Source organism: Chryseobacterium sp. MEBOG06 (assembly GCF_021869765.1).
Classification (GTDB): domain Bacteria; phylum Bacteroidota; class Bacteroidia; order Flavobacteriales; family Weeksellaceae; genus Chryseobacterium.
Map to the genome: position 1 here is coordinate 2,476,835 of NZ_CP084580.1, position 24,316 is coordinate 2,501,150.

23 protein-coding genes are annotated in these 24,316 nt (G+C 36.4%); 15 read left to right on the forward strand and 8 right to left on the reverse strand.

Features of this window, described 5'->3' with window-relative positions; all coding sequences use genetic code 11:
• Positions 1-182 precede the first annotated feature (182 nt).
• Entirely contained in the window at positions 183-1,631 is a 1,449-nt protein-coding gene (locus tag LF887_RS11330; protein ID WP_236859294.1) for a S41 family peptidase, read from the reverse strand.
• 182 nt (positions 1,632-1,813) lie between these two features.
• On the opposite strand from LF887_RS11330, the gene LF887_RS11335 reads away from it, so the two are divergent.
• Genes LF887_RS11335 through LF887_RS11345 form a run of 3 tightly spaced genes read left to right on the forward strand, consistent with a single transcriptional unit; the run spans position 1,814 to position 3,830 of the window.
• Positions 1,814-2,602, forward strand: coding sequence for an SDR family oxidoreductase (locus LF887_RS11335; RefSeq protein WP_236859295.1), 789 nt, complete (start codon positions 1,814-1,816; stop codon positions 2,600-2,602).
• A gap of 4 nt (positions 2,603-2,606) precedes the next feature.
• Positions 2,607-3,008 carry a GlcG/HbpS family heme-binding protein gene (locus tag LF887_RS11340; protein WP_236859296.1) on the forward strand — a complete coding sequence of 134 codons (402 nt, stop codon included), beginning with the start codon at positions 2,607-2,609 and terminating at the stop codon, positions 3,006-3,008.
• Between the two features lie 18 nt (positions 3,009-3,026).
• Entirely contained in the window at positions 3,027-3,830 is an 804-nt protein-coding gene (locus LF887_RS11345; protein WP_236859297.1) for a helix-turn-helix domain-containing protein, read from the forward strand.
• A gap of 223 nt (positions 3,831-4,053) precedes the next feature.
• Here the strand turns inward: LF887_RS11345 and LF887_RS11350 are convergent, their stop codons facing one another.
• From LF887_RS11350 to LF887_RS11360, 3 genes are all read right to left on the reverse strand, one after another.
• A complete protein-coding gene (locus LF887_RS11350) occupies positions 4,054-5,121 on the reverse strand; it encodes an SDR family oxidoreductase (protein ID WP_236859298.1) in 1,068 nt (355 codons plus the stop codon).
• 88 nt (positions 5,122-5,209) lie between these two features.
• A complete protein-coding gene (locus tag LF887_RS11355; protein WP_236859299.1) occupies positions 5,210-5,794 on the reverse strand; it encodes a Crp/Fnr family transcriptional regulator in 585 nt (194 codons plus the stop codon).
• 36 nt (positions 5,795-5,830) lie between these two features.
• Positions 5,831-6,286 (reverse strand): PPC domain-containing DNA-binding protein, encoded by a 456-nt coding sequence (locus LF887_RS11360; protein ID WP_236859300.1) that lies wholly within the window; start codon positions 6,284-6,286, stop codon positions 5,831-5,833.
• Positions 6,287-6,544: 258 nt separating this feature from the next.
• Between LF887_RS11360 and LF887_RS11365 the strand changes: the two genes are divergently transcribed.
• The 4 genes from LF887_RS11365 (at position 6,545) to LF887_RS11380 (ending at position 12,522) form a co-directional block, all read left to right on the forward strand.
• Positions 6,545-7,174, forward strand: a complete 630-nt coding sequence (locus LF887_RS11365; RefSeq protein ID WP_236859301.1) for a chloramphenicol acetyltransferase — start codon at positions 6,545-6,547, stop codon at positions 7,172-7,174.
• A gap of 419 nt (positions 7,175-7,593) precedes the next feature.
• Positions 7,594-9,072, forward strand: coding sequence for a tellurite resistance TerB C-terminal domain-containing protein (locus LF887_RS11370; protein ID WP_236859302.1), 1,479 nt, complete (start codon positions 7,594-7,596; stop codon positions 9,070-9,072).
• Positions 9,065-10,381, forward strand: a complete 1,317-nt coding sequence (locus LF887_RS11375) for an ATP-binding protein (protein ID WP_236859303.1) — start codon at positions 9,065-9,067, stop codon at positions 10,379-10,381. The genes LF887_RS11370 and LF887_RS11375 overlap by 8 nt, the downstream gene beginning before the upstream one ends.
• Positions 10,378-12,522 carry a DEAD/DEAH box helicase gene (locus LF887_RS11380; RefSeq protein ID WP_236859304.1) on the forward strand — a complete coding sequence of 715 codons (2,145 nt, stop codon included), beginning with the start codon at positions 10,378-10,380 and terminating at the stop codon, positions 12,520-12,522. Before LF887_RS11375 ends, LF887_RS11380 begins: the two co-directional genes overlap by 4 nt.
• A gap of 61 nt (positions 12,523-12,583) precedes the next feature.
• Here the strand turns inward: LF887_RS11380 and LF887_RS11385 are convergent, their stop codons facing one another.
• Complete coding sequence (locus LF887_RS11385; protein ID WP_236859305.1) at positions 12,584-13,321, reverse strand: MBL fold metallo-hydrolase; 738 nt, start codon at positions 13,319-13,321, stop codon at positions 12,584-12,586.
• Positions 13,322-13,657: 336 nt separating this feature from the next.
• On the opposite strand from LF887_RS11385, the gene LF887_RS11390 reads away from it, so the two are divergent.
• Positions 13,658-14,854 (forward strand): MFS transporter, encoded by a 1,197-nt coding sequence (locus tag LF887_RS11390; RefSeq protein ID WP_236859306.1) that lies wholly within the window; start codon positions 13,658-13,660, stop codon positions 14,852-14,854.
• 154 nt (positions 14,855-15,008) lie between these two features.
• Here the strand turns inward: LF887_RS11390 and LF887_RS11395 are convergent, their stop codons facing one another.
• Entirely contained in the window at positions 15,009-15,383 is a 375-nt protein-coding gene (locus tag LF887_RS11395) for a winged helix-turn-helix transcriptional regulator (protein WP_236859307.1), read from the reverse strand.
• A 162-nt stretch (positions 15,384-15,545) separates the two neighbouring features.
• Between LF887_RS11395 and LF887_RS11400 the strand changes: the two genes are divergently transcribed.
• The 7 genes from LF887_RS11400 (at position 15,546) to LF887_RS11430 (ending at position 21,337) form a co-directional block, all read left to right on the forward strand.
• Positions 15,546-16,484: an alpha/beta hydrolase gene (locus tag LF887_RS11400; RefSeq protein WP_236859308.1), complete on the forward strand. Its 939-nt coding sequence runs from the start codon at positions 15,546-15,548 to the stop codon at positions 16,482-16,484.
• Positions 16,484-17,644, forward strand: a complete 1,161-nt coding sequence (locus LF887_RS11405) for an MFS transporter (RefSeq protein WP_236859309.1) — start codon at positions 16,484-16,486, stop codon at positions 17,642-17,644. The genes LF887_RS11400 and LF887_RS11405 overlap by 1 nt, the downstream gene beginning before the upstream one ends.
• Before the next feature lie 75 nt (positions 17,645-17,719).
• Positions 17,720-18,421 (forward strand): DsbA family protein, encoded by a 702-nt coding sequence (locus LF887_RS11410; protein WP_236859310.1) that lies wholly within the window; start codon positions 17,720-17,722, stop codon positions 18,419-18,421.
• Between the two features lie 122 nt (positions 18,422-18,543).
• Complete coding sequence (locus tag LF887_RS11415) at positions 18,544-19,125, forward strand: nucleosidase (protein WP_236859311.1); 582 nt, start codon at positions 18,544-18,546, stop codon at positions 19,123-19,125.
• Positions 19,126-19,137: 12 nt separating this feature from the next.
• A complete protein-coding gene (locus tag LF887_RS11420; RefSeq protein ID WP_236859312.1) occupies positions 19,138-19,659 on the forward strand; it encodes a GNAT family N-acetyltransferase in 522 nt (173 codons plus the stop codon).
• A 22-nt stretch (positions 19,660-19,681) separates the two neighbouring features.
• The gene (locus LF887_RS11425; protein ID WP_236859313.1) at positions 19,682-20,257 is read left to right on the forward strand and encodes a Crp/Fnr family transcriptional regulator; all 576 of its coding nucleotides are present in this window, start codon (positions 19,682-19,684) and stop codon (positions 20,255-20,257) included.
• Positions 20,258-20,524: 267 nt separating this feature from the next.
• Positions 20,525-21,337, forward strand: a complete 813-nt coding sequence (locus tag LF887_RS11430) for an alpha/beta hydrolase (protein ID WP_236859314.1) — start codon at positions 20,525-20,527, stop codon at positions 21,335-21,337.
• A gap of 304 nt (positions 21,338-21,641) precedes the next feature.
• On the opposite strand, the gene LF887_RS11435 is transcribed toward LF887_RS11430, so the two are convergent.
• Together LF887_RS11435 and LF887_RS11440 are read right to left on the reverse strand one after the other, a co-directional pair.
• Positions 21,642-22,994: an MATE family efflux transporter gene (locus tag LF887_RS11435; RefSeq protein ID WP_236859315.1), complete on the reverse strand. Its 1,353-nt coding sequence runs from the start codon at positions 22,992-22,994 to the stop codon at positions 21,642-21,644.
• Positions 22,970-24,283: a lysine N(6)-hydroxylase/L-ornithine N(5)-oxygenase family protein gene (locus tag LF887_RS11440; protein WP_236859316.1), complete on the reverse strand. Its 1,314-nt coding sequence runs from the start codon at positions 24,281-24,283 to the stop codon at positions 22,970-22,972. Before LF887_RS11440 ends, LF887_RS11435 begins: the two co-directional genes overlap by 25 nt.
• Positions 24,284-24,316 lie beyond the last annotated feature (33 nt).

Consider the following 24,316-nt stretch of genomic DNA (forward strand, 5'->3'; position numbering starts at 1 on the left):
CAAATTAGAATAATGAGTTGAAATTTTCACTAAAAATTAGTGTTTTTTTGGTTCAAAAACGGCAGAAGCACCAAGTTTTCATTCTTTATTCTATGTTTAAAGCGCAGGAAAGTTCAAATACCATGAATATAAATATCTGACATAAAAAAACAGGCTGCTTCTCCTGGAAACAACCTGCTCTATTATTTTTCATTAAGTACATCACTTACAAAATCAATCCATTGATAAACAGGAATTGTTTTGTCTATAAAGTAATCCGGCTGAATACCTTTTTCGTCTATCGCCATATCCGGGATTCGGAAGCTTTTGGAGAGACTGTATCCCATTTTAAATTCGTTGCAGGGAGAATTGACAAAGTACATATTTGAAATATCCAGTACTCCGGCTGTAGTAGTCCCGAAAAGTTTCACTTTTTTACTTTGCTTTGCTGCAAGTAAAAATTCTTCAGCTGTACTTCCGTTGCCGTTATTGATGATAATTCCTATATTTTTTGGAAAAGGAAGAACTTTATCTAATTTGTTTATACTTACCGGACTGCCGTCACCCTGTATTGTGATAAACTTGCCCAGATTGGCATTTAGCTTATCATAAGCCTTTTTTAGATATTCTCTTTCTTCAATTGGAATTCCATACTTCTCATAGTTTTCATATAAATCAAGCATTCTCTGGTTATTCAGTTTGGTAGAATACATTTGTGTTCTTATACTTCTAATAGGATTGGTATAGAGATAAGGAATGATTTTGGCAAAACTGTTATCACTTCCCCCGCCATTATTTCGGATATCTATTATAAGATTTTCTGTGCTTTCTATTTTTGCTTTATTTGTGGTAATTACACTGTCTATCTGCTTTTTTATGGCACCATTGAATGAGGGTATTCTTAAAAGAAGGGTATTTTTATTAAGTTCTTTTAAAAACGGACCCTGAGCCTGCATAGCTTCATAATACGTTTCAATTCCTTCTTCACGTTCAAATACCGGGGAAACTCTTTTTAAGGTAAAATCTCCGACTTCAAGATAATTTTTTCCGATCAATTCAATATGGTTTATGTTCTGACCAGATTTGTCTCTTAAATAATAAATACCTTTTGTTTTGTCAGCATTTATCGTGAATTTTAATTCGCCTGGCTTCCAATTGTCAGCACTGGATTTAATAATAAAACCTTTGTAAGTATCACCGAGCTTTTTAACTCCTATGGTATAAGGATTAGCTTCCCATATACCTTGAATGTCAGAACTCTTTTTAGACTGAACTTCTTTTTTAAACTTTTCAAGATCTATTTTTACAAGCTCTGTTTGAGGCTGTTGTCTAGGAGAGGGTTGGGTTTGCGGGGTTTTATTGTCAATTCTTGATATTGAAAGGTGTCCGGATCTGAAGAACTTCATCCAGTCATAGATAGTCTGTGTACATTCAGCATCTGATTTTACATTTTTTATCCTATTCAGAAAATCGGTATTATGCGCCTGGTATGCTGAATTACCTTTTTTATCAATGACGTATTGAAATCCTGCATCATTTTCCTCGAAGGTTTGTTTTACCCATTGAAAATTACTTTCACATGTACAGTTTTGGGCAAAGCCAAAAGTAGAAGACGCTATGAAAACTAAAAAAAAGGTTTTAATTTTAATCATGGTTTAGTTTTTACTTATAAATATTTTGAAGGTTACAAATCTAACAATAAATAAAGTTTAATCTTCGCTATGAAAAAAAGTGATAGATAAGTGAGCTTTTGAGCAATAAAAAATGAACTTCTTACCAATACTGATCCTCCGGAATTCTTTGAAATTTGTATCATCATTTTAAAAAAAATACAATGAACAAAACAATTCTGATCACAGGCGCCGCAAGCGGATTCGGAAAAATTGCCGCATTTGATCTTGCCAAAAAAGGACATAAAGTAATTGCCACCACACAGGTTTTTCCTCAGATGAGTGATTTGATCCGTGAAGCGAAAGAGCTGGATATAGACCTTACAGTTGATAAACTTGACGTAATGAATCCAAGGGATATTGCTTATATACTGAACAAATATGATATTGATATTTTAATAAGCAATGCAGGTATTATGGAAGGCGGCCCTGTTGCCGAGCAGCCTGTAGACATTATCCGTTCCATGTTTGAAGTGAATGTTTTCGGTGCATTGGAACTTGCTCAGGGGTTCATCAAAAAGTTTGTTGAAAAAAAGAGTGGTAAAATTGTCTTCACCTCATCAATGGGAGGTTTATGGACTGTTCCTTACGTGGCCGCTTATTGCGCTTCAAAACACGCTTTGGAATCAATTGCTGAAGGATTAAAAACAGAACTCGCTCCATTTAATATCAAAATAGCGACCTGTAATCCGGGTGTTTTTGGAACAGGTTTCAATGACAGGGGAGTAGATTCCATATTCCGTTGGTATAATCCGAAGGTAAATTTCACGCCTGAATCAGCTTTTGATGCAGCAGCAGAATCTCTTGCGCATCAGCTGGATCCGCAGTCAATGGCACAGGTTATTGTGAATGTAGCTTTGGATGATGACAGTAATTTCAGAAATGTACATCCCAAAGATACTGAAGATTTTGTAAAACAGCTTCAGGCTGATGCCTGGACAGTAAAAAGCTAATAGAATGGAAATGAATTATAAACTTGCTGAAAAAGTACTTTCTGCAGCTCAAGAAAAGGCTAAGGCGTTCAACATTCCTGTAAGTATTGCGATTGTAGATACGGGAGGACATCTTATGAGCTTCGCAAGGCTGGATAGCGTCTATGGTGTGGTTGATTTTGCTGTTAAAAAAGCGAAAACTGCTGTTATGTTTGGAATTGACAGTGAGATAATGGGAGATATTATTTCAGGTGCTGGCCCTCAAAGCTATGGAATGCTGAATTCGAATAACGGACTTCTCACCATTGCCGGAGGTGTTGTTATAAAGAATAAAAATGGAAAAGTAATAGGCGCTATAGGTTCATCCGGAGGAACTCCTGAACAGGATAAGGAAATTGCTGTGACAGGAGCATCTGTTATAGCTTAAATTTCAGATATTTGTATAATGGAAAAAACGTCTGAGATCATATTTGATAAACTGGCTTATTCATGTTCCTTTGAATCTTACCGTGGACATGAGGAGTTTATTCCTGACCATTTTCTGGGATTTCAGATATCAGGGGAAACACATGCTTTTCATGAGCAGGGCAAAACTGTGATAAAAGAGAATACCGTAGTTCTTGTACGGAAAAACCAGCTGATCCGAACAATAAAGCATCCTTCGAAAACTCAAAAATACCAGTTTGTATCTATTACTCTTGACGATGAAACTCTCAGACGGTATGCAGCAGAAAATAAAATAGGAATAGCAACTCCTTTTCCTGATTATAAAAGGCTTTTTTTTGAACCGGACGAGTTTTTTAAGAGCTATTTTGCCTCGCTTGTACCCTATATCAACAAAACAGAAAGTATACCACCCGGGCTGGCTGTTTTAAAAGTAAAAGAAGCCATAGAACTTCTTTTGCTGAGTAATCCTGATCTTAAAAACCTTCTTTTTGATTTTTCTCAGGCACATAAGATTGATATTGAGGAATTCATGAACAAAAACTTCATGTTTAATGTTTCCGTAGACACTTTTGCCCGGCTTACAGGACGCAGTCTTTCCGGTTTTAAAAGAGATTTTGACAAATCATTTCAAAAGAGCCCGAAGCAATGGCTGAAAGAAAAACGATTAAAAGAAGCTTATTATTTAATAAAAAATAAAGACAAAAAGCCTTCGGATATCTATCTTGATCTGGGATTTGAGAATTTGTCACATTTTTATTCTTCTTTTAAAAAACAGTTTGGTGTAACCACTACAGAAGTTTAGTCAGGTGATAACAGGAAATAATAAGACACAAAATTACAGCCATAAGAAAATTAAAAATTTAAGATATCTTTTATTAACCACGAATGCACGAATTTTATTTGATTCGTGCATTCGCGGTAATTATAAATCTTTCGAAGATTAAGCATATTCGAGAAATTCTTAAGTAAAGATACTCTGAAAGATGATATTCTACCTGTAAGAAAAACGGTATGCTTTATCCTGTTTAAGGAATCATTTTTTCAGCTTTCAGTCTTTCAAATACTTCTATAAAAGAATCTTCAGTGCTTTTGAATGCTGAAAAGCCTAATTTTCTGCTTCCGGACATATCACACATCACTTCCAGAGGTCTTCCAAGATCAAGATCCGTATGCCAGGCTGAAGATAAGCGGTCAATATTTTGCTCATTCAGACTATATTTTTTAGCTATTTCTTTCCAAATCTGATGATCATTTTCCAGCTCTTTTTCCAGGGGTCTTATTGTATTTTCAAAACCTTCAGATTCAATTCCAAACCAGTCTGCCAGCCTTTTCCAGAGCCATTTCCATCTGAAAACATCTCCATTGGTAATATTGAAGGCCTGGTTTTTTGCAGAATCAGTACTAGCTGCCCATACCAGCTGTTTGGCCAATATTTTCGCATCTGTTACATCAGAAATACCATTCCATTGAGCTTCAGATCCGGGCCATATCAACTTTCGTCCGGTTTCTTTACATATACTTGCATAGACTGCTAAAGTGGTTCCGATATTCATCAGGTTCCCAACGGCATAGCCTACAACTGTATGTGGTCTGTGGATGCTCCATGTAAAACCATCTCTTTCAGAAGCTTTATAAACTTCATCTTCCTGAGCGTAATAGAAATTGGGAAGAGGAAGTCTTGGATGTTCTTCACGCACTGGGGTTTCAGGAAGGATACCATCTTTAGCATAAGCCTCAAAAGGCCCAAGATAATGCTTAAGCCCTGTTACCAAGGCAACGTGCTGAACTGATTTTTTTTCTGATAAGACATTCAGCAGATTTCTGATTAGTGAACTGTTGACCCGGATGTTTTCCTCTTCAGTGTCATTTCGCATCCATGTTGTAAAATAAACATGCGTAGGAGAGATTCCTTCCAATGCTTCCGTAAGGTTTTGCTCATCCATCAGGTCTGCCTTAATGGGGCGAAGATTTGGAATATTGTTATTCGGATTTCTGGACAGTCCATAGGTAGTCCAGCCCTGTGCGATTAATTCGTCTGCAAGATTACTTCCAGTAATTCCGGTAGCGCCTACTACCAATGCAATATTTTCCATAAGTATTGTTGTAAAATTTCTTAACAAAATTATGGCTGATATCACGCTTTTGCACTTGATCTGAATCATGCATTTGACTTGATCTGGATCAAGTATTATTCAGGGAAATCTTCTTACGTATTCTGCTTATCGTTTCCGGAGCCAGCCCAAGATAAGAGGCAATAAGGTTGTGTGGAACCCTTTTGATCATTTCAGGGTTTTTCTGTGCCAGCTGAAGGTACTTTTCTTCGGCCGTATAGCTGTTGGAAACTATTAGCCGGTAGTCTTTCGTGACAAGGCTGTTTTGATACAAAATCCTGAAATACCGGTCCATTACAGGGATTTCTGACAGCATTTTATCATAATCTTGCAATGTGATCATCAATATCTCCGTTTCCTCTACCGCATCGATATTCAGAACCGCTTTTTCCTGATGAATAAAGCTGTTGAAATCGGATATCCACCAGCCTTCAAAGGCAAACATATTGATATGTTCATTTCCTTTTTCATCCGAAAAATAGGATTTGAGTAATCCTCTACTTACAAAAGACAAACATTTGCAGATATCTCCCTCCTGAAGCAGATATTGTTTTTTTTTAAGCTTTTTAAAAGTAAAGAAAGACCGCAGCTGTTTTTTCTGATCTTCGGTTATATCAACCTTATTCTGAATATGGGAAAGAAGGACGTCTAACATCAGATAAATATTTCATCAAAAATAAGACTTTGAAGACTATTGTTCAAAATCATAAAGATTAATCCCGGTTTCTTCATTTTTAGCCTTTACCATTCTTGTATTAAGAGGATAGAAAATAAATTCTGCAGCGCCCTGAATCCTGGCTTCCAAAAGATGACCTGCCAGTGCGGTATAATCTTCTCTGCCTAAAGTAATGTGAAGATGAAGCATTATTTTTCCTTCTATTTCTGATACATTTCCGGAAATATTGGTTACTTCCATCTGTTCTTTAAACGTTTTATCAACATAATTTTTAGTGGAAGGATTAAAAAAACGAAGGGTCGCTTCACTCACAGCACCAATTCCGGTAACTTCTCCTGCCTCAATTTTTTGATTCTGGACGAAGTCTGTTAAGGTTTCTACAATATGGGAATGATTTGTAATACTTACAATATAAATATGATCCACTTTTCTTGCCGACCAATGATTTCCTTTAAGGTTTTGTACATTCATAATACTAAAAAATTAAATGATTGTTGAGTCAAATAAAAGCTTTTAATGATCTTCGTTTTAAAGACTTTATATTTGAAAAAATGAGTCATAAAAATGCTGACAAAAGCATCAGTTCTCATCCTTTCTTATTCGAATGCAATAATTATGCTTTGCCTGCCTGTTTAAGAAAAAAAACTGATCATTTGCTTTGAAATTTATTGGCTGTCAGACCTGAAAACCGATAAAAAATCCTGAAATTTGCAGCAAAATAAAAAATCAATGAAGATCGTAGACCTTGAAAAATGGAACAGAAAGGAGCATTTTGAATTTTTTTCAGGAATGGCAAGCCCATACTTTGGATTTACAACAGAAGTAGACTGTACTAAAGCTTATGATACAGCAAAAAGTAAAGGGTATTCATTCTTTGCCTATTATTTTTACAAATCTATGGTTGCTGTTAATACCGTTGATGAATTAAAATTAAGAATTATTGACGGACAGGTTGTTCAGTTTGATACCGTTCATGCTGGAAGTACGATTGGCAGACCAGACGGGACTTTTGGATTTTCATTTACCCGTTTCTCAGAAGATTTTGAGACCTTTAATGCCGCTCTGCAGGAAGAAATAAAAGGAGTACATGAAACTTCAGGACTTCGCATAAGCAATGAAAGACTGGGAAAAGACCATGTAAGACATACCACCATTCCATGGAATTCTTTCAGTGCCATTCTGCATCCTACAGACTTTAATACGGGTGAATCTATACCGAAGATTGCTTTTGGAAAATTCAATATTCGTGAAGGTAAAAAATATCTTCCTGTTTCTGTTGAAGCCCATCACGGATTAGCAGATGGAATCCATCTTGCGAAATATATGGAAGAATTTCAGAGACAGCTTGATCTGGAGTAATATTTTGGGTTTTAATGTTGGAAAATTTGAAAATTTTAAGTTCGATAGGAGTGAAGGGGTGGTAAGCAGCCAATATCAATGATAAAAACATATCATATTCATTTTCAATTCTCAGCTTTCAATTCAATAATTATAAAAGGTAGAACAGCCATCCTAATTTTAAACTTTCCGCTTAAATTTCCAACTCCATTACGGTTTTCCGTAAAGAATTTTTACCCGTTTTCAGTACATTTGAGGCAATATATTGCTATATTAGAACATTTATCTTTCCTTTAGGGGAAGCTAATTAACCAATAACTCAAATGTATTAAGATGACCAGTTTTGAAAATTCGGACCTACAAATATTCATGTTCACGACAGCGGATCAGGGAGATAATTATTCAAAAAGAAGGTTATATAATTAACAGCCTGATGACCCATGCAGAACGATAACCATTCTCTACATACCGATGATTTTATTATCGATGTCTCCGGAAATACTGATATCCCGATTCATTTCAGGAATGATATTTATCTTTCCGAAAGTGAACCCATACCTCATCAGAACGGATCTTATAATACTGATTCATGGAAAATCGGTAAAAAATACAGCAGGAAACTGAATCTGACCGAAGATCAGATTAAAATACTGGATAAAATGTCCTTTTCAGGAAATGTATTTAATGAGATTGAATACTGTAAAATCCAGATATTAAAACAGTTTTTAAGAGCGGTTGATTACCTTTATCAGCACTGTATTCCTGTCAATAAATCTTATCTGACAGTCATTGATGAATTATCGGAAATCATCGTTTGCCTTCGTTACAATTACAGAAAAGAAAGTTTGAACTACAGCTACACTTATGATTCTGTACAAACGGAAATTTTCAACCATATTTTGAAACTGTGCGAAAATAATGTCCGTGAAATCTATGGTATTAAAAGAAAAATTAATACTGATTTTAACTATAATGAACCTGATATTCTTCATCAATACAACAAAAAAATAGTTTCTAAACTTGAAATCTTTCTGAAAGAAAATCAGCATCAGATTCTGGATGCAGATTATAAGACGAATATTATTCTCAACGAAAATAATACCAGCCGATGGAAGACCAAATTTGACCTGATTAAAGAAGATTATTCAAATCCTCTTGCTTTTGAAAGAGAAATTTTCAGACTTGTAGAGGTGAACGTGAAAAATCCATCTGCTGATGCTATATTCTTTGAGGCTTCAAAATTTGCGGCAGACTATGACAGAACCTGTGCATTGCGGCTTTATATCCATTATCTGGAAAAAGATCTCAACTCATCCAGATTTGATCAGAGACCACTGAACAAAACGATTCAGAAGAGCTTATTTTCAACCCGGGAACAGCTTGCCGATTTTGAGAAAATTCTGAATGACTTCATTGCAGACAGAAATCTGGAAAACGCTATTGAAAATGCCAACCTTCTTTATCAGCCTAAAAGAAAAAAAATTACGATTGATCCTGAAGCCATTAAAGATATCCAGGCCCAGGATTCTGAAACAGCGGATATTCTGGGACAGATTCTCAATACTGAAGATGAAGACGAAACTTTTATAGAAACTGTTCAAATTACTAAGGAAGAAGAAGAACTTACTATTACCATAAGTCCTCAGGTTTCTGAAAATCAAACTTCCAAATATCTTGATAGTTTGAATTTATCAGATATTCAAAAGGAAATTCTGGATCTATTTGAGAAAAACAGTTTCAATATACTTCAGTGTGATTTTGGAGATTTTATAAAAACAAAAGGTCTGTTTATGGGCTCTGCAATAGATTCTATTAATGAATGCTGTTTCGAGACCCTGGATGATGTCCTGATTGAAGAAGAAGATGAATATTTTATTATTAGCACAAATTATTACCAAAAACTTTTAAATAATGATTGACAATATTAAACCCAAAGAAGCAACTTCCATTATCAACTCTCTGGTAAGCGGGGTAGTACCTAAAATTGGAGTTCAGCATATTACCGTGGGAAGATCTGAGGAGATTAACGCTGTTATAGGCTCTTTGGAAGATGTGAAAAATGGTCTCAGCCTGGTAAAATTCTGGATCGGAGACTTCGGAAGCGGAAAATCATTCATGCTTCATTTGTTGAATACAGTAGCTTTAAAGCAAAAATTTGTAGTAGCCAATGCAGATTTTACACCAGATAACAGGCTCTATGCCAATGATGGGAAAAGCGTCATTCTATATTCTGCCATCATGGATAATATTGCCATCCAGACGAAACCCGAAGGTGGAGCATTGCAGACCTTACTTGAAAAATGGATTGAGCAGGTGATTACAAAAACGGCTGAAGAAAATCATCTCTCTCTGATGGAGATCAGGAATGATCAGTATTTAAGCCTAATTCAGAATTCTATTATAAAAACAGTCAATGAAATTACAGAAGTAGGTGGTTTTGATTTTGGTTCTGCGATTGTCAAATATTATGAAGGGTATATCAAAGGGGATGAACTTCTACGTAGAAATGCCCTGAAGTGGCTGAAAGGAGAGTACACTACGAAAACGGAAGCCAGACATGACCTTGGAATAAGAGAGATCATCAATGATTCCAACTACTATGATATGCTGAAGAATTTCTGTAAGCTCTTTGTGAGTATGGGATATAGCGGTTTTATGATCAATCTGGATGAGGCCATTAATCTTTATAAAATTTCTGTTGCAGCTTCCCGTGAGAAGAATTATGAAAAAATTCTCTCTATTTATAACGATTGTTTTCAGGGAAAAGTAGCCAATCTATTCATTAATTTTGCAGGAACGAAAGAATTTCTCGAAAATGAAAGAAGAGGGCTATTCAGCTATCCGGCTTTAAAAACAAGATTAGAATCCAATAAATTTGAAACTTCTGAGCTGCGTGATTTTGCACAGCCCGTTATTAAACTGATGCCTTTGAATCATAATGAAATTTTTGTTTTGCTTAAAAAACTCAAGCTGATCTTCGATTTCAATTATAAAACAGAACTGAATATTACTGATGAAGAAATTTCCTTATTTATGGAAGAAATATTCAATAAACCCGGAGCCGCAGAATTTCTTACGCCAAGGGAGGTCATTCGTGATTTCCTGAATATCCTGAACATCATCAGACAAAATCCTGACGTGGATAAAAGAATACTTTTTGGAGAAATTGAAATTGCTGACGAAAGGCCGGATGATCTTGTTCTTTTAGACAGTATTGAGGAATTATGACAGCATTCGACCAGCTTTCTGAACCTATCAGAAAATATATCCGTGATAAAAAATGGGAAAGTTTAAGACCTATTCAGGAAGCGGCTATCCAAAGGATTATTTCCACTGACAATAATTATATTTTAATATCAAGAACAGCTTCAGGCAAAACCGAAGCTGCTTTTCTTCCTATTTTATCAAAAGTCAATTTTAAAGAACCGGGAGTAAAAGTATTGTATATTTCTCCGTTGATTGCCCTGATTAACGATCAGTTTTTACGGGTCGGAAACCTTTGTGAATATTTGGATGTTCCTGTAACGAAATGGCATGGAGAAGCCTCGCGGGGAGCCAAAGACAGACTGCTTAAAGCTCCGGAAGGGATTGTTCTCATTACCCCGGAATCTTTAGAAGCCATGTTTGTGAATAAACCTTACAACATTCACCATCTTTTCTCTAATTTGGAATACATTGTTATTGATGAGATCCATTCTTTTTTAGGTTCCGATCGGGGTACTCACCTGCAGTCGCTATTGAATCGTCTTCAAAAAGTTAATATGAAGAAATTCAATATTGTGGGGCTGTCAGCAACGGTAAGTGATGCTAATCAATATCAGGAGCTTAAAGACTTTCTCGGAGATCCGGATCGTACAAAGATTATAAGAGATAGTACGCCGAAACCAATCAATGCTGTTTTCAAATATTTTGCAGGAACGGTTGATGAATTGCCTTTACCACTCTTGAAAGATCTGTATACCCGGACAAGAGACAGCAAAGTTTTGATATTTCCCAACGCAAGAGGAAGAGTAGAAGAAGTTGCTGTAAAGCTGAAACAGATCTCTGAAAGAGTAGGAGGTCATAAGAATTACTTTTCCCATCACTCATCTGTAGACCGGGAAGTTCGTGAATATGTAGAGTTTTTTGCAAAAAATTCTACTTTACAAAACTTTTGTATTTCCTGTACATCAACTCTGGAACTGGGAATTGATATAGGGAATGTAGATGAAGTGGTACAGATTGATGCCACTCACAGTATTGCTTCTCTGATCCAGCGGGTCGGGAGAAGTGGCAGAAGGGAAGGTAAAGCCAGTAATCTGTTTCTATATGCTACAGGACCATGGAGCTTGCTTCAGTCTTTAGCGTGTTGGTTATTATATAAGGAACATTATATAGAACCTGTTTCTATCAATAAAAAGCCTTATGATGTGCTTGTTCATCAACTTTTGTCCATTGTCAAAGGGACATCTGGGATTCCTCTGCCTCAGCTGTTGGGAGAGATTACGTCCAATATTACTTTTTCAAATATTAAAGCAGAGCAGATAGAAGAAGTAATCACCTATCTCATAGCTAATGATTTTTTAGAGAAACTGGGCAGCGAACTGATCATTGGTATTGAAGGAGAAAAAGTGGTCAACAGTAAAGATTTCTACACTCTTTTTGAAACACCTGTTTTCTTCAAAGTTTCAGGGAATGGAGTGAAAATCGGAGAACTCCCGTTAACTCCACAGATCAAAGAAGATGAAAATATTTACCTGTCTGCCAGGATATGGCGAATCATTGATATTGATTATAAATCAAAGAAAATTGAAGTGGTTCCTGCTGTAGATGGAAAAAAACCGATGTTTCTGGGTGATTCTGCTGACACAGCGTATAAAATCCGGGAAAAGATGCTCGAAATTCTTGTTTCAAAAGAGGAATTTGATCTTTTAGATCAGACAGGGCATGAAGCTATTGAGATTTTACGTAAAGATTTTTCTGTTTTTAAAATCAATGATTTCAGAACAGACAGACCTTTGCTAAGAAGTAATGAAAACCTTACTTTCTATTCTTTTACAAGCTCTAAAATCAACAAAACACTGCATTTTATTTTAAACAGGCTGGGAATAGAAAATGTACTCACCGATAATGAAAGTTCATTTGAAATAAAAAGTTGTCTTGCGTCTGAATTTATAATCGCTCTCAAAAATACGGATCAGGCCTCAGAGATTACGAATGCCCTTACTGAATTATTGGAAGATTCTCCTGGGATGATTGATTTTTCAAAATGGGGAAAATATCTACCGATTCAATATCAGGCAGAATTACTGAAAGAAAAATATTTTGACTTTGAAGGCTGTTATGCTTATCTCCGGAATTTAGAAATCATAGAAAATAATCCACAGTAAAAAGGATATTTTTATCATCGGGCTTTCTCAAAAGTGAGAAAGCCCGATGATTTATTTGAGATTAATCATTGATTTCAATTACATCGTTATCCAGATCGTGATAAAGAAGGATTTTCCAGCCATTATCTCTGGCTTCTTTTTCCCATTTGAGCCTTAGTTCCATTGCTTTTCTTCCGTTAAAATCACTTTTGTAAGCGAGGTGGTATTTCAAATAAGAAGCTTGCGGAAGATCATCAGCACCATAGAAAACAGTTTCTCCATTCTCTCTGATCCAGAAAACCTGCATAAAAGGCGTATGCCCTCCCACGACTTCGTAGGAAATTTCATCAGTAATATTTCCCTTATCATCATCCATCCAGATAACATTGGGCAGCTGAATCAGTTTTTCCAGAATATCAAAATCGAAAGAAGGATTCCCTTTATTTTCCATAGCAAAATCCAGCTCACGCTTTTGAATATAGATTTCCGCATTTGGAAAAACAGCTTCAAAACCATGGTCCGTAAGTTTTACTGCTCCTTCAATGTGGTCTTTATGCAGATGGGAAAGCAGTAGTTTTGTGATCTGACCGGGACTGATTCCATTTTCTTCAAGAATCTTGGAAATTACTGATGTTCCGTTTTCATTTTTCCAGCCAATACCTGCATCTAAAAGGATATAATCATTTTCAGTAATGATAAGAAAAGGCTGTACAGACATTTTAATTCCTTTAACGGTATCAAAATTGTCTGTTGTTAAAAGAGTAAAGTCTTTGGCTTTGCTTGCTGAGAAATTACCTTCTTTAAGGGGAATGATTTTCATATTGCAAATTTCCTTACTATTTCTAAAATTTCAAAGGTTTTCCGTCAATAAGGATTATCAACAAAAACAATCTTAGTGTATGATCCGGTTTTTATCACCGATTTTATCCGTAAAAAGCAGTAAAATACTATATACAGGCTAAGAAATATTGAAAAAATATTTTATTAATGCTTATTGGGAGACTTTGGTTTATATATATATGAGATTAAATTAATAATTTGTTTTTATTAAAATAACTACCTTTGGGCTCTTTAAAAAGCAGCAGATTTCTGAATGTGATAACATATTTTGATCATCCGAAACAGCTTTTCTATTCACTAAAACTTTATTTGTAGTATGCAGGAGAATTCTTCCAATGGCATTTCCCGGACTGTTATATGGCTGATGGCCATTATTTCCGGACTTGTGGTGGCCAATAATTATTATAACCAGCCTTTACTGGCCCTTATTTCTGAAGATCTGAAGGTTTCTGAAAGTGCCGCCAGTCGAATTTCCGTACTTACACAGATCGGGTATGCATTAGGACTATTGCTGATTGTACCTCTAGGGGATAAATTCTTTCGTAAAAGATTGATTTTGACTGATCTGTTCCTTGTTTTCGGATCTTTGCTATGGATGACTTTTGCCACTCAGTTGTGGATGCTGTACGCAGCCAGTTTACTGATTGGAGCAACATCTGTTATTCCGCAGTTATTCGTTCCCATAGCAGCTGAGCTTTCATCAGACAAAGAAAAATCTGCTAATATCGGGCTTGTCATGTCAGGACTTTTGCTGGGGATTCTTCTTTCCCGTTTCATAGGAGGTATTGTAGGAGAAGTCTGGGGTTGGAGAGCGATGTTTGGTATTGCAGCGGGGCTCATGATTTTAGTTTGGCTGGCTGTCTATAAAATGCTTCCGGAACTGCATCCCAATTTCAAAGGAACCTACAAAGAACTGATGCGTTCTGTAGCCCACCTTGCCAAAACACAGCCTATTCTTCAGCTTGCGTCATTCCGTGGAGCAATGGCTTTCGGTTCTATGTGCGCACTGTTTACAACATTGGTATTCCACATGGAAAAACCACCTTTTAATGCCGGATCTTCTGTGGTAGGAAGCTTTGGACTGGCAGGGGCAGTTGGGGCTTTAGCAGCAGCTAAAGTAGGGAAGCTGCAGAAATATCTGGATATCAACCGAATTATACTATATTCATTACTGATTGTTATAGGAAGCTGGGGATTCACTTATTTTGCAGGAGAAACCTATTGGGGGCTTATTATAGGAGTTATTTTGGTAGACCTTGGCGTACAGTCAAGCCACATTATGAACCAAACGAACTATTTCCTTATAAAATCCAATGCCGTCAACAGACTGAATACGGTATATATGGTTTCCTATTTTATTGGAGGCTCTCTGGGAACATGGTTAGCTTCTGTTGCATGGCAAAAAGCACAATGGGGAGGTGTTTGCTTTGTAGGGACAGTATTTGGAGTGCTGGCGCTCATCGCTCATATCCTTTTCTGTAATAAAGTAAACAAGCATACTTTAAATACTTAATTCTTACTGGAAAAGCGCATAAAGACATAAATGTAATGCATTCAATTTTATCAGAGATTGATATGAGAAAACTTAGGTCTTTATGTTTTTGATATTTTAAACTAACAAATTTTAAGATATTTATTTGGTGAATATCTTTGATCAGGGGGAGATTTTATTCAGATTCTTCCTGTTCCTGGATCAATTCTCTGTGTTTTCCACCCCATTCACTCAGGGAATTCCATATTGGGATCAGTTCTCTTGCAATATCTGTAAGTTCATAATCTACTCTTGGCGGAACCTGAGCATAAACCGTTCTTTTTACCAACCCTTCCTTTTCAAGCTCTCTCAGCTGTAAAGTGAGCATCCTTTCCGTTATTCCTAAAATAGATTTCCTAAGCTCACTAAACCGTAGCTTTTCGATCTTTAACTTATCAAGAATCAGAAGTTTCCATCTGCCTCCGATCTTACAGACGGCATAGGTCAAATCACACTCATGGATATACTGTCTGTTGATGCTGTTGGTTGAATTTTCTTTTATCTTTCCCATTACTTACAAATTTGTTAGTACCATACAATTCGCTGTATACCGTGCAAATGTAAGGCTTGAAGTTTAATTTTGCTAACAGAAAAAGAAAATAGTCAGCAGTAAAGAACAATAGCGCTCACGTTCACTGCAAAAAATAATACTAACATAAATTTTAAAACAAAAATGCAGTTAACATCCAAGGTTACCCAGATATTAGATCATTTAGATAAAATACAGCCGTTCAATGCTCAGAATCCATTAGATGGAATGCGGAAATATCTTGAAACAATGTCTTTCCAGCTCAGTGGAAAAAAAGAGCCGGTAGCTATGATTGAAGAAGTCAGTATTCCAAAAGAAAATCACCGGATTCCTGTTCGTATTTACCGCCCTAAAGGAATGAATGCTGAGAAATCATCTGTTATTATTTATATCCATGGCGGATGGTTTATTGCGGGAGGTTATGAAACCCATGATGCGGTAGTTCGTAAATTAGCCAATAAAACAGGATCTGTAATTGTTTTTGCAGACTACCGTTTAGCTCCTGAACATCCGTTTCCGGCAGGTTTGAATGATTGTTTGGATACTGTAAAATGGATCGTAGATAACGCAGAAGTTCTGGGAATTGATCAAAATAAAATAGGCATTATAGGTGACAGTGCAGGCGGAGCTCTTGCAACAGCGGTCTCTACCCAAATGGGGAAAGATTTTAAATTTCAGGTATTAATTTACCCTGCGGCGGATAATAAGCTCAATACAGGAACCTGGGAAACCTATGAAAACGGCCCGGTTCTCAACAGGCAGGGCGGTGTGGAAGCATGGAATTCATATCTTCCCGAAGAAGAGATTGATAATCCTCTTGCTATCCCTGTTTTGATAAAAGATTTTAAAGAAACACCACCCACTTTGGTCATCCTGGCTGAACATGATCCGTTGCTTGACGACGGGAAACAGCTTTCTGGGAATATGAAAAATGCCGGAATACCTCTCAAAACAAGTTTTTATAAAGATATGATTCACGGGTTTATGCATATGGGAGATGTACTGGATGAAGTGCAGACCGCAATAGATGAGATGTCTCTGTTTGTCCATCAGAATTTTGAAAATGTCAAAAAACATCAATAATGAAAACATTCGCCTATATTGGATGCCTTGGATTCATTGCTGTTATTACCACAGAATTCGGGATTATCGGAATTCTGCCACAGGTTGCAGAGTATTATAAGATCAGTATTGACAAAGCAGGTTATCTTTTAAGTGCCTTTGCATTGGTGATTGCTCTTACAGGTCCTTTTATGACCTTATTGACTTCGGGAATTGACCGGAAGAAAATAATGACAGCATCCTTATTTATGTTTCTGATTACAGGGATTGTTTCCTCCTTTTCACCGCCTTTCTGGCTGTTGATGCTGGTAAGGATTCTTCCTGCATTTTTACAGCCTGTTTACATTGCCACCGCTTTGTCTGTGGCAGTAGCTCAGGCAGATGAAAATAAGAAAAATGAACTGATGAGTATCGTTTTCAATGGGGTAACAATTGCTATGGTAACTACGGTTCCTTTTGCGACATGGATATCAGGGCTTTATTCCTGGGAATATTCTTTTATGGTGCAGACAGCGGTAAGTTTAATAGCCTTAATTATTATTCAGCTGATGCTGCCTTCTATTCCGGTAAAAGAAAAAAAATCCTATGGAAGCCAGATCAATATTCTGAAAAAGCCTGTATTTATTTTCAGTACGCTGACTAATTTTTTTATGATTACAGCCTGGTTTTCTACCTACAGTTATTTCGCTGATTATCTGAGTAAAGCAAAAGGAATGGATACTTCAATGATCAGTTATATGCTTTTCCTGTTCGGAATTATAGGAATTGTGGCGAACTGGACTGCTGGCAAGATGCTCAATAAAAATGTAGCAGGGACGACTGCTTTTTTCCTTTCGGGAACGATTTTGATACCGATACTCTTTTATATTTCTGACGGAAACCTTTGGGCTACCATTCTAGTGATAGGTATTTGGGGTTTTCTTTACTCACCAAGTTTCCTGAATGCATCTACGTATATGATTTCTTCAGCTCCTGGTGCACTGGAGTTTGCCAACAGTCTGGCTACATCATTTGGAAATCTCGGAGTTACCTTAGGGACCACAATTGGCGGTTGGATCATTGTTACAAAAGGAGCAGAATACACTCCATGGATTGGTTTAGTTTTCGGGCTTCTTGCTTTTTTAATGATGATTTTAAGAAGCATATTTGAAAAGCGCAATCAGCAGTTAGCTCCTTGTTAAATTTAAACTGTAATAAATTTTATTACATTAAAAAAATGTCGTAAATTTGTAGCCTAGAATTTAATATAAAATACAATGAAAATAGAAATCTGGTCGGACGTAATGTGTCCGTTTTGCTATATCGGAAAAAATAATTTTGAACAGGCTTTAGACAAACTGCCATTTAAAGATCAGGTAGAAGTAGAGTGGAAGAGCTTTCAGCTGGACCCAACTTTAGATCCTGGTAAAACTCAGAATACAATGGAATATTTTAAAGAAAAGAAAGGTTTTCCTGAAGCTCAGGCTTCACAAATGATCAGCCAGGTTGCCCAAATGGGAAAAGGAGCCGGAATTGACTTTAATTTTGAAAAAGCTTTGATTACAAATACCTTTAGTGCTCACAGACTGCTTCATCTAGCAAAAAAGCATCACAAATCGAATGAGATGGAAGAAGCTTTATTTATTGCTCATTTTATTGACGGTAAAAATGTAGGTGATGCTGAAGTATTGGTTTCTCTTGCTGAAAATGTAGGAATTGATAAAGAAGAAGCTATGCAGGCTGTTACTTCCGATCAATTGGACTACGAAGTGAATCAGGATATTATGGAAGCAAGAAATAATGGCGTTTCCGGCGTACCATTTTTTGTGCTCAACGGTAAATATGCAGTTTCCGGAGCCCAGCCGGTAGAAGTGTTTGAAAATGCGCTTCAGCAGACGTATAATGAAACCGTAAGTCCTTTCAAGGATCTTTCCGGTGGAAGCGGTGCTTCCTGCGATGCTGACGGATGCAGTATTTAATCTTTAACCCCAGAACAAATGAAACCGTTTTGGGGTTTTATTTTTTTATTTGGGATTGATTGTTTATAATATCTCTCTTATCTTTGTAGAAACCGCTAAGTAGATACAAATCCATTTTTTCAATGATAAAAATTAATAATGAGCTCCATTATCCTATTGCAGACACTCTTTTTGTTTTTGCATTGGATTCAGAAGCAGGAACAGTGTTTGAAGGGAAAAACAAATTGATCACAGGGATCGGAAAGGTGAATGCAGCTATTGAACTGACCAAAGAAATTCACGCAAGGAGACCGAAACTGATTGTCAATTTAGGCTCTGCAGGGAGTAAAGGATTTCATAAAGGAGAAGTGGTATGCTGCACAAAATTTATCCAGAGAGATATGAATGTAAGGGGCCTTGGATTTAAATTATATGAAACCCCTTTATCCGGAGTTCCTCCTGTACTTGAATATGGTCTTAAAATGGATACTTTGAAAGAAGGGACCTGTGGAAGCGGCGACAGTTTTGAAATGAATCATACCGAAACAGATTATAATATCGTAGATATGGAAGCATATCCGCTGGCACTGATTGCCAGGAAGGAAAATATTCCGTTTCTATGTTTAAAGTATATCTCTGATGATGCAGGAAGTGACGCGGCGGACGATTGGAGTGTACAGGTACATCTGGCTTCTGAAGCATTTAAAAAAATATTATTTTCATAAAATCTGACAGTCATGACATCCATTATTATCAATAAAGCTTTATCTGAAGATGTAGAAATTATCCGTGATCTGGGGATACAGACTTTTTCTGAAACGTTTGCAAAAGACAATTCTGCAGAAGCCATGAAAAAATACCTGGAAGAAAGCTTTAATGCGGAAAAGGTAAAATCAGAGCTAAACAATCCGGACTCTCATTTTTATATTGCCTGGGAAGAGGACAATCCTGTAGGATATCTGAAAATGAATATAGGGAATGCCCAGACGGAATTGCAGGACGAGACGAGTCTTGAAATTGAAAGGATTTATGTAAAGAAAAGTCATCATGGTAAAAAGGTAGGCCAGCTTTTGTACAATCAGGCACTGGAAACCGCTCAAAGTTTTAAAAAATCTTATGTATGGCTGGGAGTTTGGGAAGAGAATCTAAGGGCTTTAAATTTTTACAGGAAAAATGGCTTTATTGAATTTGATAAACATATTTTCAGGCTAGGTGAGGAGGAACAGACGGATCTTATGATGAAGAAAATGTTGGATTAAAAATGACATTCAATTTCCCATCATGAACAACTCTGAATTTTTGAAGCAGCTTAATCAGTATTATCCGCTATCCGATGAAACGGTTAAAGACCTGATGGATATTTGTACAGAAGAAAGATATGTGAAAAATGAGCTTCTTCTGGAAGCCGGGAATATGGCAAGGTATTATTATTTTATAAAATCAGGGCTGATAGGATATTATACAACAGATCACGATGGAGATACTATTTATAAAATTTTCTTTGAAGAAAACAGTTTTGTAGCTTCTACGGCTGCCATTATTAAAAATGAGCCCAGTGATTTTAATATTATTGCTCTTGAAGACTGTTCAGTAATACAATATCCCGTAAAAGCCTATAGAGATCTGCTTACAAAACACCATGATCTGGCTCTTTTTCAAATTCATTATTTAGAAAAAAACTGGGTGGTAAAAAAAGAACCGCTGGAAGTTTCTTTGAAATATGAAACAGCAAAGAAACGGTATTTACAGCTCCTTGAAAACGAATCCCTTTATAAAAGATTAAAACAGCATCATATTGCTTCCTATCTGGGGATTACTCCTACACAGCTTAGCCGCATAAAAAAGGAAATAAATTAACAAACGCTTCAACATATGTTGAGGCGTTTCTGTTTTTTTCAACGGACCTTTGTCACGTCATAAGATCAAAGTATAAATTTTTAACTACAGAGATGATGTATAGAGGTCCTTTTTAATCAGTCATATCTGATTGTATTCTTAACCATTATATATTCGTGAATCTTTAGGTTAAAATTTATAAAACTCTTTTATTTAAAACAAAAACAGCTTAAATTTATAGAAGATGTACTCTGATGCTATGCTCATCATTAATTAAATATTTCAAGCATGAAAAAGTTAATCAACATTCTATTTGTTCTGACTGCTTTTGCACAGTTTTCAGCACAAAAAATTATTCATCAGGAAATTTTCAGTCCGAAAATGAATAAAAAGATCAAAACCATTATTATCACTCCTAATCTTCAAGCCAATACAACGTATCCATCGGTGTACATTCTTCATGGTTTCAGTGGAAATCCGGATAGAATTATCAAACAGGATATTCCGGATCTTGTTCAGAAAGCTCAGCAGAACAAAACCATTTATGTTTTGCCGGACGGAAATTACAGCTCATGGTATCTGGATAGTCCAATTATCAAGGATTCACAATATCAGACTTTTATAGGAAAAGAACTGGTAGAATTCATTGATAAGAACTATCCTGTGAAAGCTGAAAAAAAATACAGAGGTATTTTGGGCTGGAGTATGGGCGGCTATGGTGCTACAAACATCGGGGTAACTTACAATAAAACATTTGGAATTGTGGGAAGTTCTTGTGGTGCATTGGATTTCAATGTATTTGGAGAAGGGTATCAGAAATACATGGTTAATAAAGTAGCTGGACCATTAGAGTCTATCAATCCCAATTTTCTTACTGATAATAAAATAAAACTTATGGCCGCGGCAGGACAGCAGTATATTTTTGACTGTGGTACAGACGACACCCAAATGATTGCCATGAACAGGAATTTTCATAAGAAGCTGACGGAACAGAAAATTCAGCATCTGTACACGGAATCTCTGGGAGGACACGTTACCGAATACTGGAGCAGGTCATTATCAGAACAACTGGCGTTATTTGACCGATTTTTTAAACAATAAATTATAAAACCCTCATACAGTACAGATGAGGGTTTTGTTTCTGATGTAAAATCAGGAGATTTATGTAATCTGATGTTACGAAACACTGTATTTGTAAGTTTCGGCTAAAGCCTATGGAATTCTAATTTTTTAGTAAAACGGACTTTAGTCCGTTTTTATTGAATAGAAATCTTCTGTATATTTTCAGAATGATAAGCTTTAGCGAAAACCTAAGAAAAACAAAACTCCGGAAAAATTAATTCCAGAGTTTTTAGTAAAATAAGACTTTTATGTGACTTTGATTATATTGCTGTATTACACGTTTTTATGAAGTTTCAATTATAGCTTTATTTAACTTGGTTTTATAATTCTTAAGTAAAAATAAAGTAACAATTCCTACTGTTAATTCTATCATCGCGCTTCCCCAATAAATACTTTTAATTCCAAAGTAATGCGGTAAAATCAGCATCAAAGGAATATAAAGAATAATCTGACGGAAGAAAACCAGAAAGCTGGCTTTCTTACTCTGGTTGACGGCCGGATAATAGGAGAGAGCCAGCACGGTAACAGGAAGTAAAGGCAATACTGAAAAGAACAATCTGAAATCAATAATTTGATGGTATTCGGCAGAATAACCGGGAAGCATCAGGCCAATCAACTGTTCCGGGAAAACTAGAGCAACCAGAAAGAAGGGGGAAAGAATACCTACTCCTGCCAGGATATAGGTTCTGAGGAATTTTTTGGCCCTGTTATATTGTCCGGCCCCAAAATTCATTCCTACCACAGGCTGCAAACCTCTCATCAATCCAAATAAAGGGGTCATCAGAAAGAGGAAAAGCCTGTTCAGAACCGTAAAAAAGGAAATATCCCTTTCTGTTCCATAGGCAGCAATAGCATTAAAAATAATAATGCTCTGAATGACTCCCATTACTGATAATATCATCTCCGGAAGGCCCAGTTTTACAATTCTTTTTCCAATATTTTTATCATAAGAGAGGGATTTCCAGTTGGTAGAAAAAGAGCTTTTTCCTTTAGCATAATAATAAAATCCTAATAGAGAATAAATCAGCATGCCGCAGTTGGTAGCCCATGCAGCTCCGGCCACTCCCCATCCGAATACAGAGATAAAGACAGGTTTTAGGATAATATCAATAATAAGTCCCACGGTGATCATTGACGCTGCAGTTTTCATTTTTCCTTCCGCTCTTACCAGCATATTCAATGCTAAACCGTAAATCCAGAAAACGGTTCCGATAAGGGTAACCCGGAAATATTCTACAGCAATATTCTGGAGATTTCCTTTTGCGCCCATCATTGCCATTAATTCATGGGCATAGATATAAGCAGGGACGGTACATAAAATTGAAAAGCAGATACACAGGACATTAAAGCTTCCAAATAACCGATAAAGCTTATCTTTATTATTTTCTCCTATCCAGATGCTGACTGCCGCTCCTGCTCCGGTCCCGGCGAGCCTTCCAAAGCCCAAAACAATCTGAGAAAGGGGATAGGCCATTCCTACAGCAGCTAGTGCCTGAGTATTGATAAGATATCCTACAAAAATGGCATCCAGAAAATTGTTGATTCCATAGAGAACGATAGCCGCAACGGCAGGCCATGAGGTTTCCCACATGACCTTTTTCATATCACCTTCTAAGATGAATGTTTTGCGGTCCATGTTTTTTGGGTATTAAACTCCTGAAAAGCAATTCTTTTTTCCATTTTATAAATTTCTCTTCCGGTAATAGCATTAATGATCAGTGCATTTCTGTAGGCTCCCATCCCAAGATCCGGTGTTACAAAACCATGGGTGTGAAGTTCTACATTCTGCACAAAAATATTTTCTGCCTGATCTACCGTGTAATAACGGCTTACTTCAAATAGCCCTTCTTCAGTTCTCTGGATAAGGTTTTCTATTCCTTTTAAGAACTTCGGCTCTTTGTATTTGTAACCTGTTGCGAGGATTATATAATCTGAAATATGTGTAAATGTGGTATTATCCTGTATATGTGTAAAATTCAATGCGTAAGAATTTCCTTCAGGAAGGATGTTATCCAGTTGGCAGCTAGGTTTTAGTGCTACGTTTAAAGGTGTGTTTCCTACACTCATTCCGTACAATGTGTCGAAAATATCATTGATAAGCTCAAAGTTGATCCCTTTATATAGTGGTGGCTGCTTGGCAAGAACTGCCTTACGTTGTGAAGCAGGCATATTATAAAAATGATCTACATATTCAGGTGAAGTTAATTCCAGAGTTAATTTGGAATATTCCATTGGGAAAAATCGGTCCGGTCTTGTAAACCAGCTCATGAAAAAACCATTTTCCGTTTCCGGAAGAAGATCCTGGAAAATTTCTGCAGCACTCTGCCCGGAACCTATAATGGAAACGGAATTTGCATTAAGTATATTCTCCTTATTATTCAGGTATTCTGAAGTATGAATAACATTTGGGAAGTCTTTATCCTGCATAAATGCCGGCAGGCTTGGCTGTGTACCCGTTCCCAATACAATCTTTTTAGTCTGATATTTTTTAACATCATTATTCTTAAGATCCAGTACATCAATGATAAATACCTGTTCAGCTTCGTTATAGGCAATACTTTCTACTTTTTTTCCAAACAAACAGCTCTGCAGCTGATTAGCAGCCCACTGACAGTATAAATTATATTCTTTTCTTAAAATAAAAAAATCTTCCCTTATATAAAATTTGTACAGACGATCTGTTTCTTTCAAAAAGTTGAGAAAGCTGTATTTGCTTTTCGGGTCAGCCATTGTTACCAGATCTGCCATAAAAGGAACCTGTAATGTTGCATTATCAAGCATCAGCCCTGGATGCCAGTCAAAACCATCCGCCTGATCCAGAAACAGGGCAGAAATACTTTCTACAGGATCAAGAAGAGCTGCCAATCCAAGGTTGAAAGGACCAATCCCGATCCCGATAATATCATATGTTTTATTATTTTCCAATGTATTCTATTTTATAAATTCTTAGTAAAAACT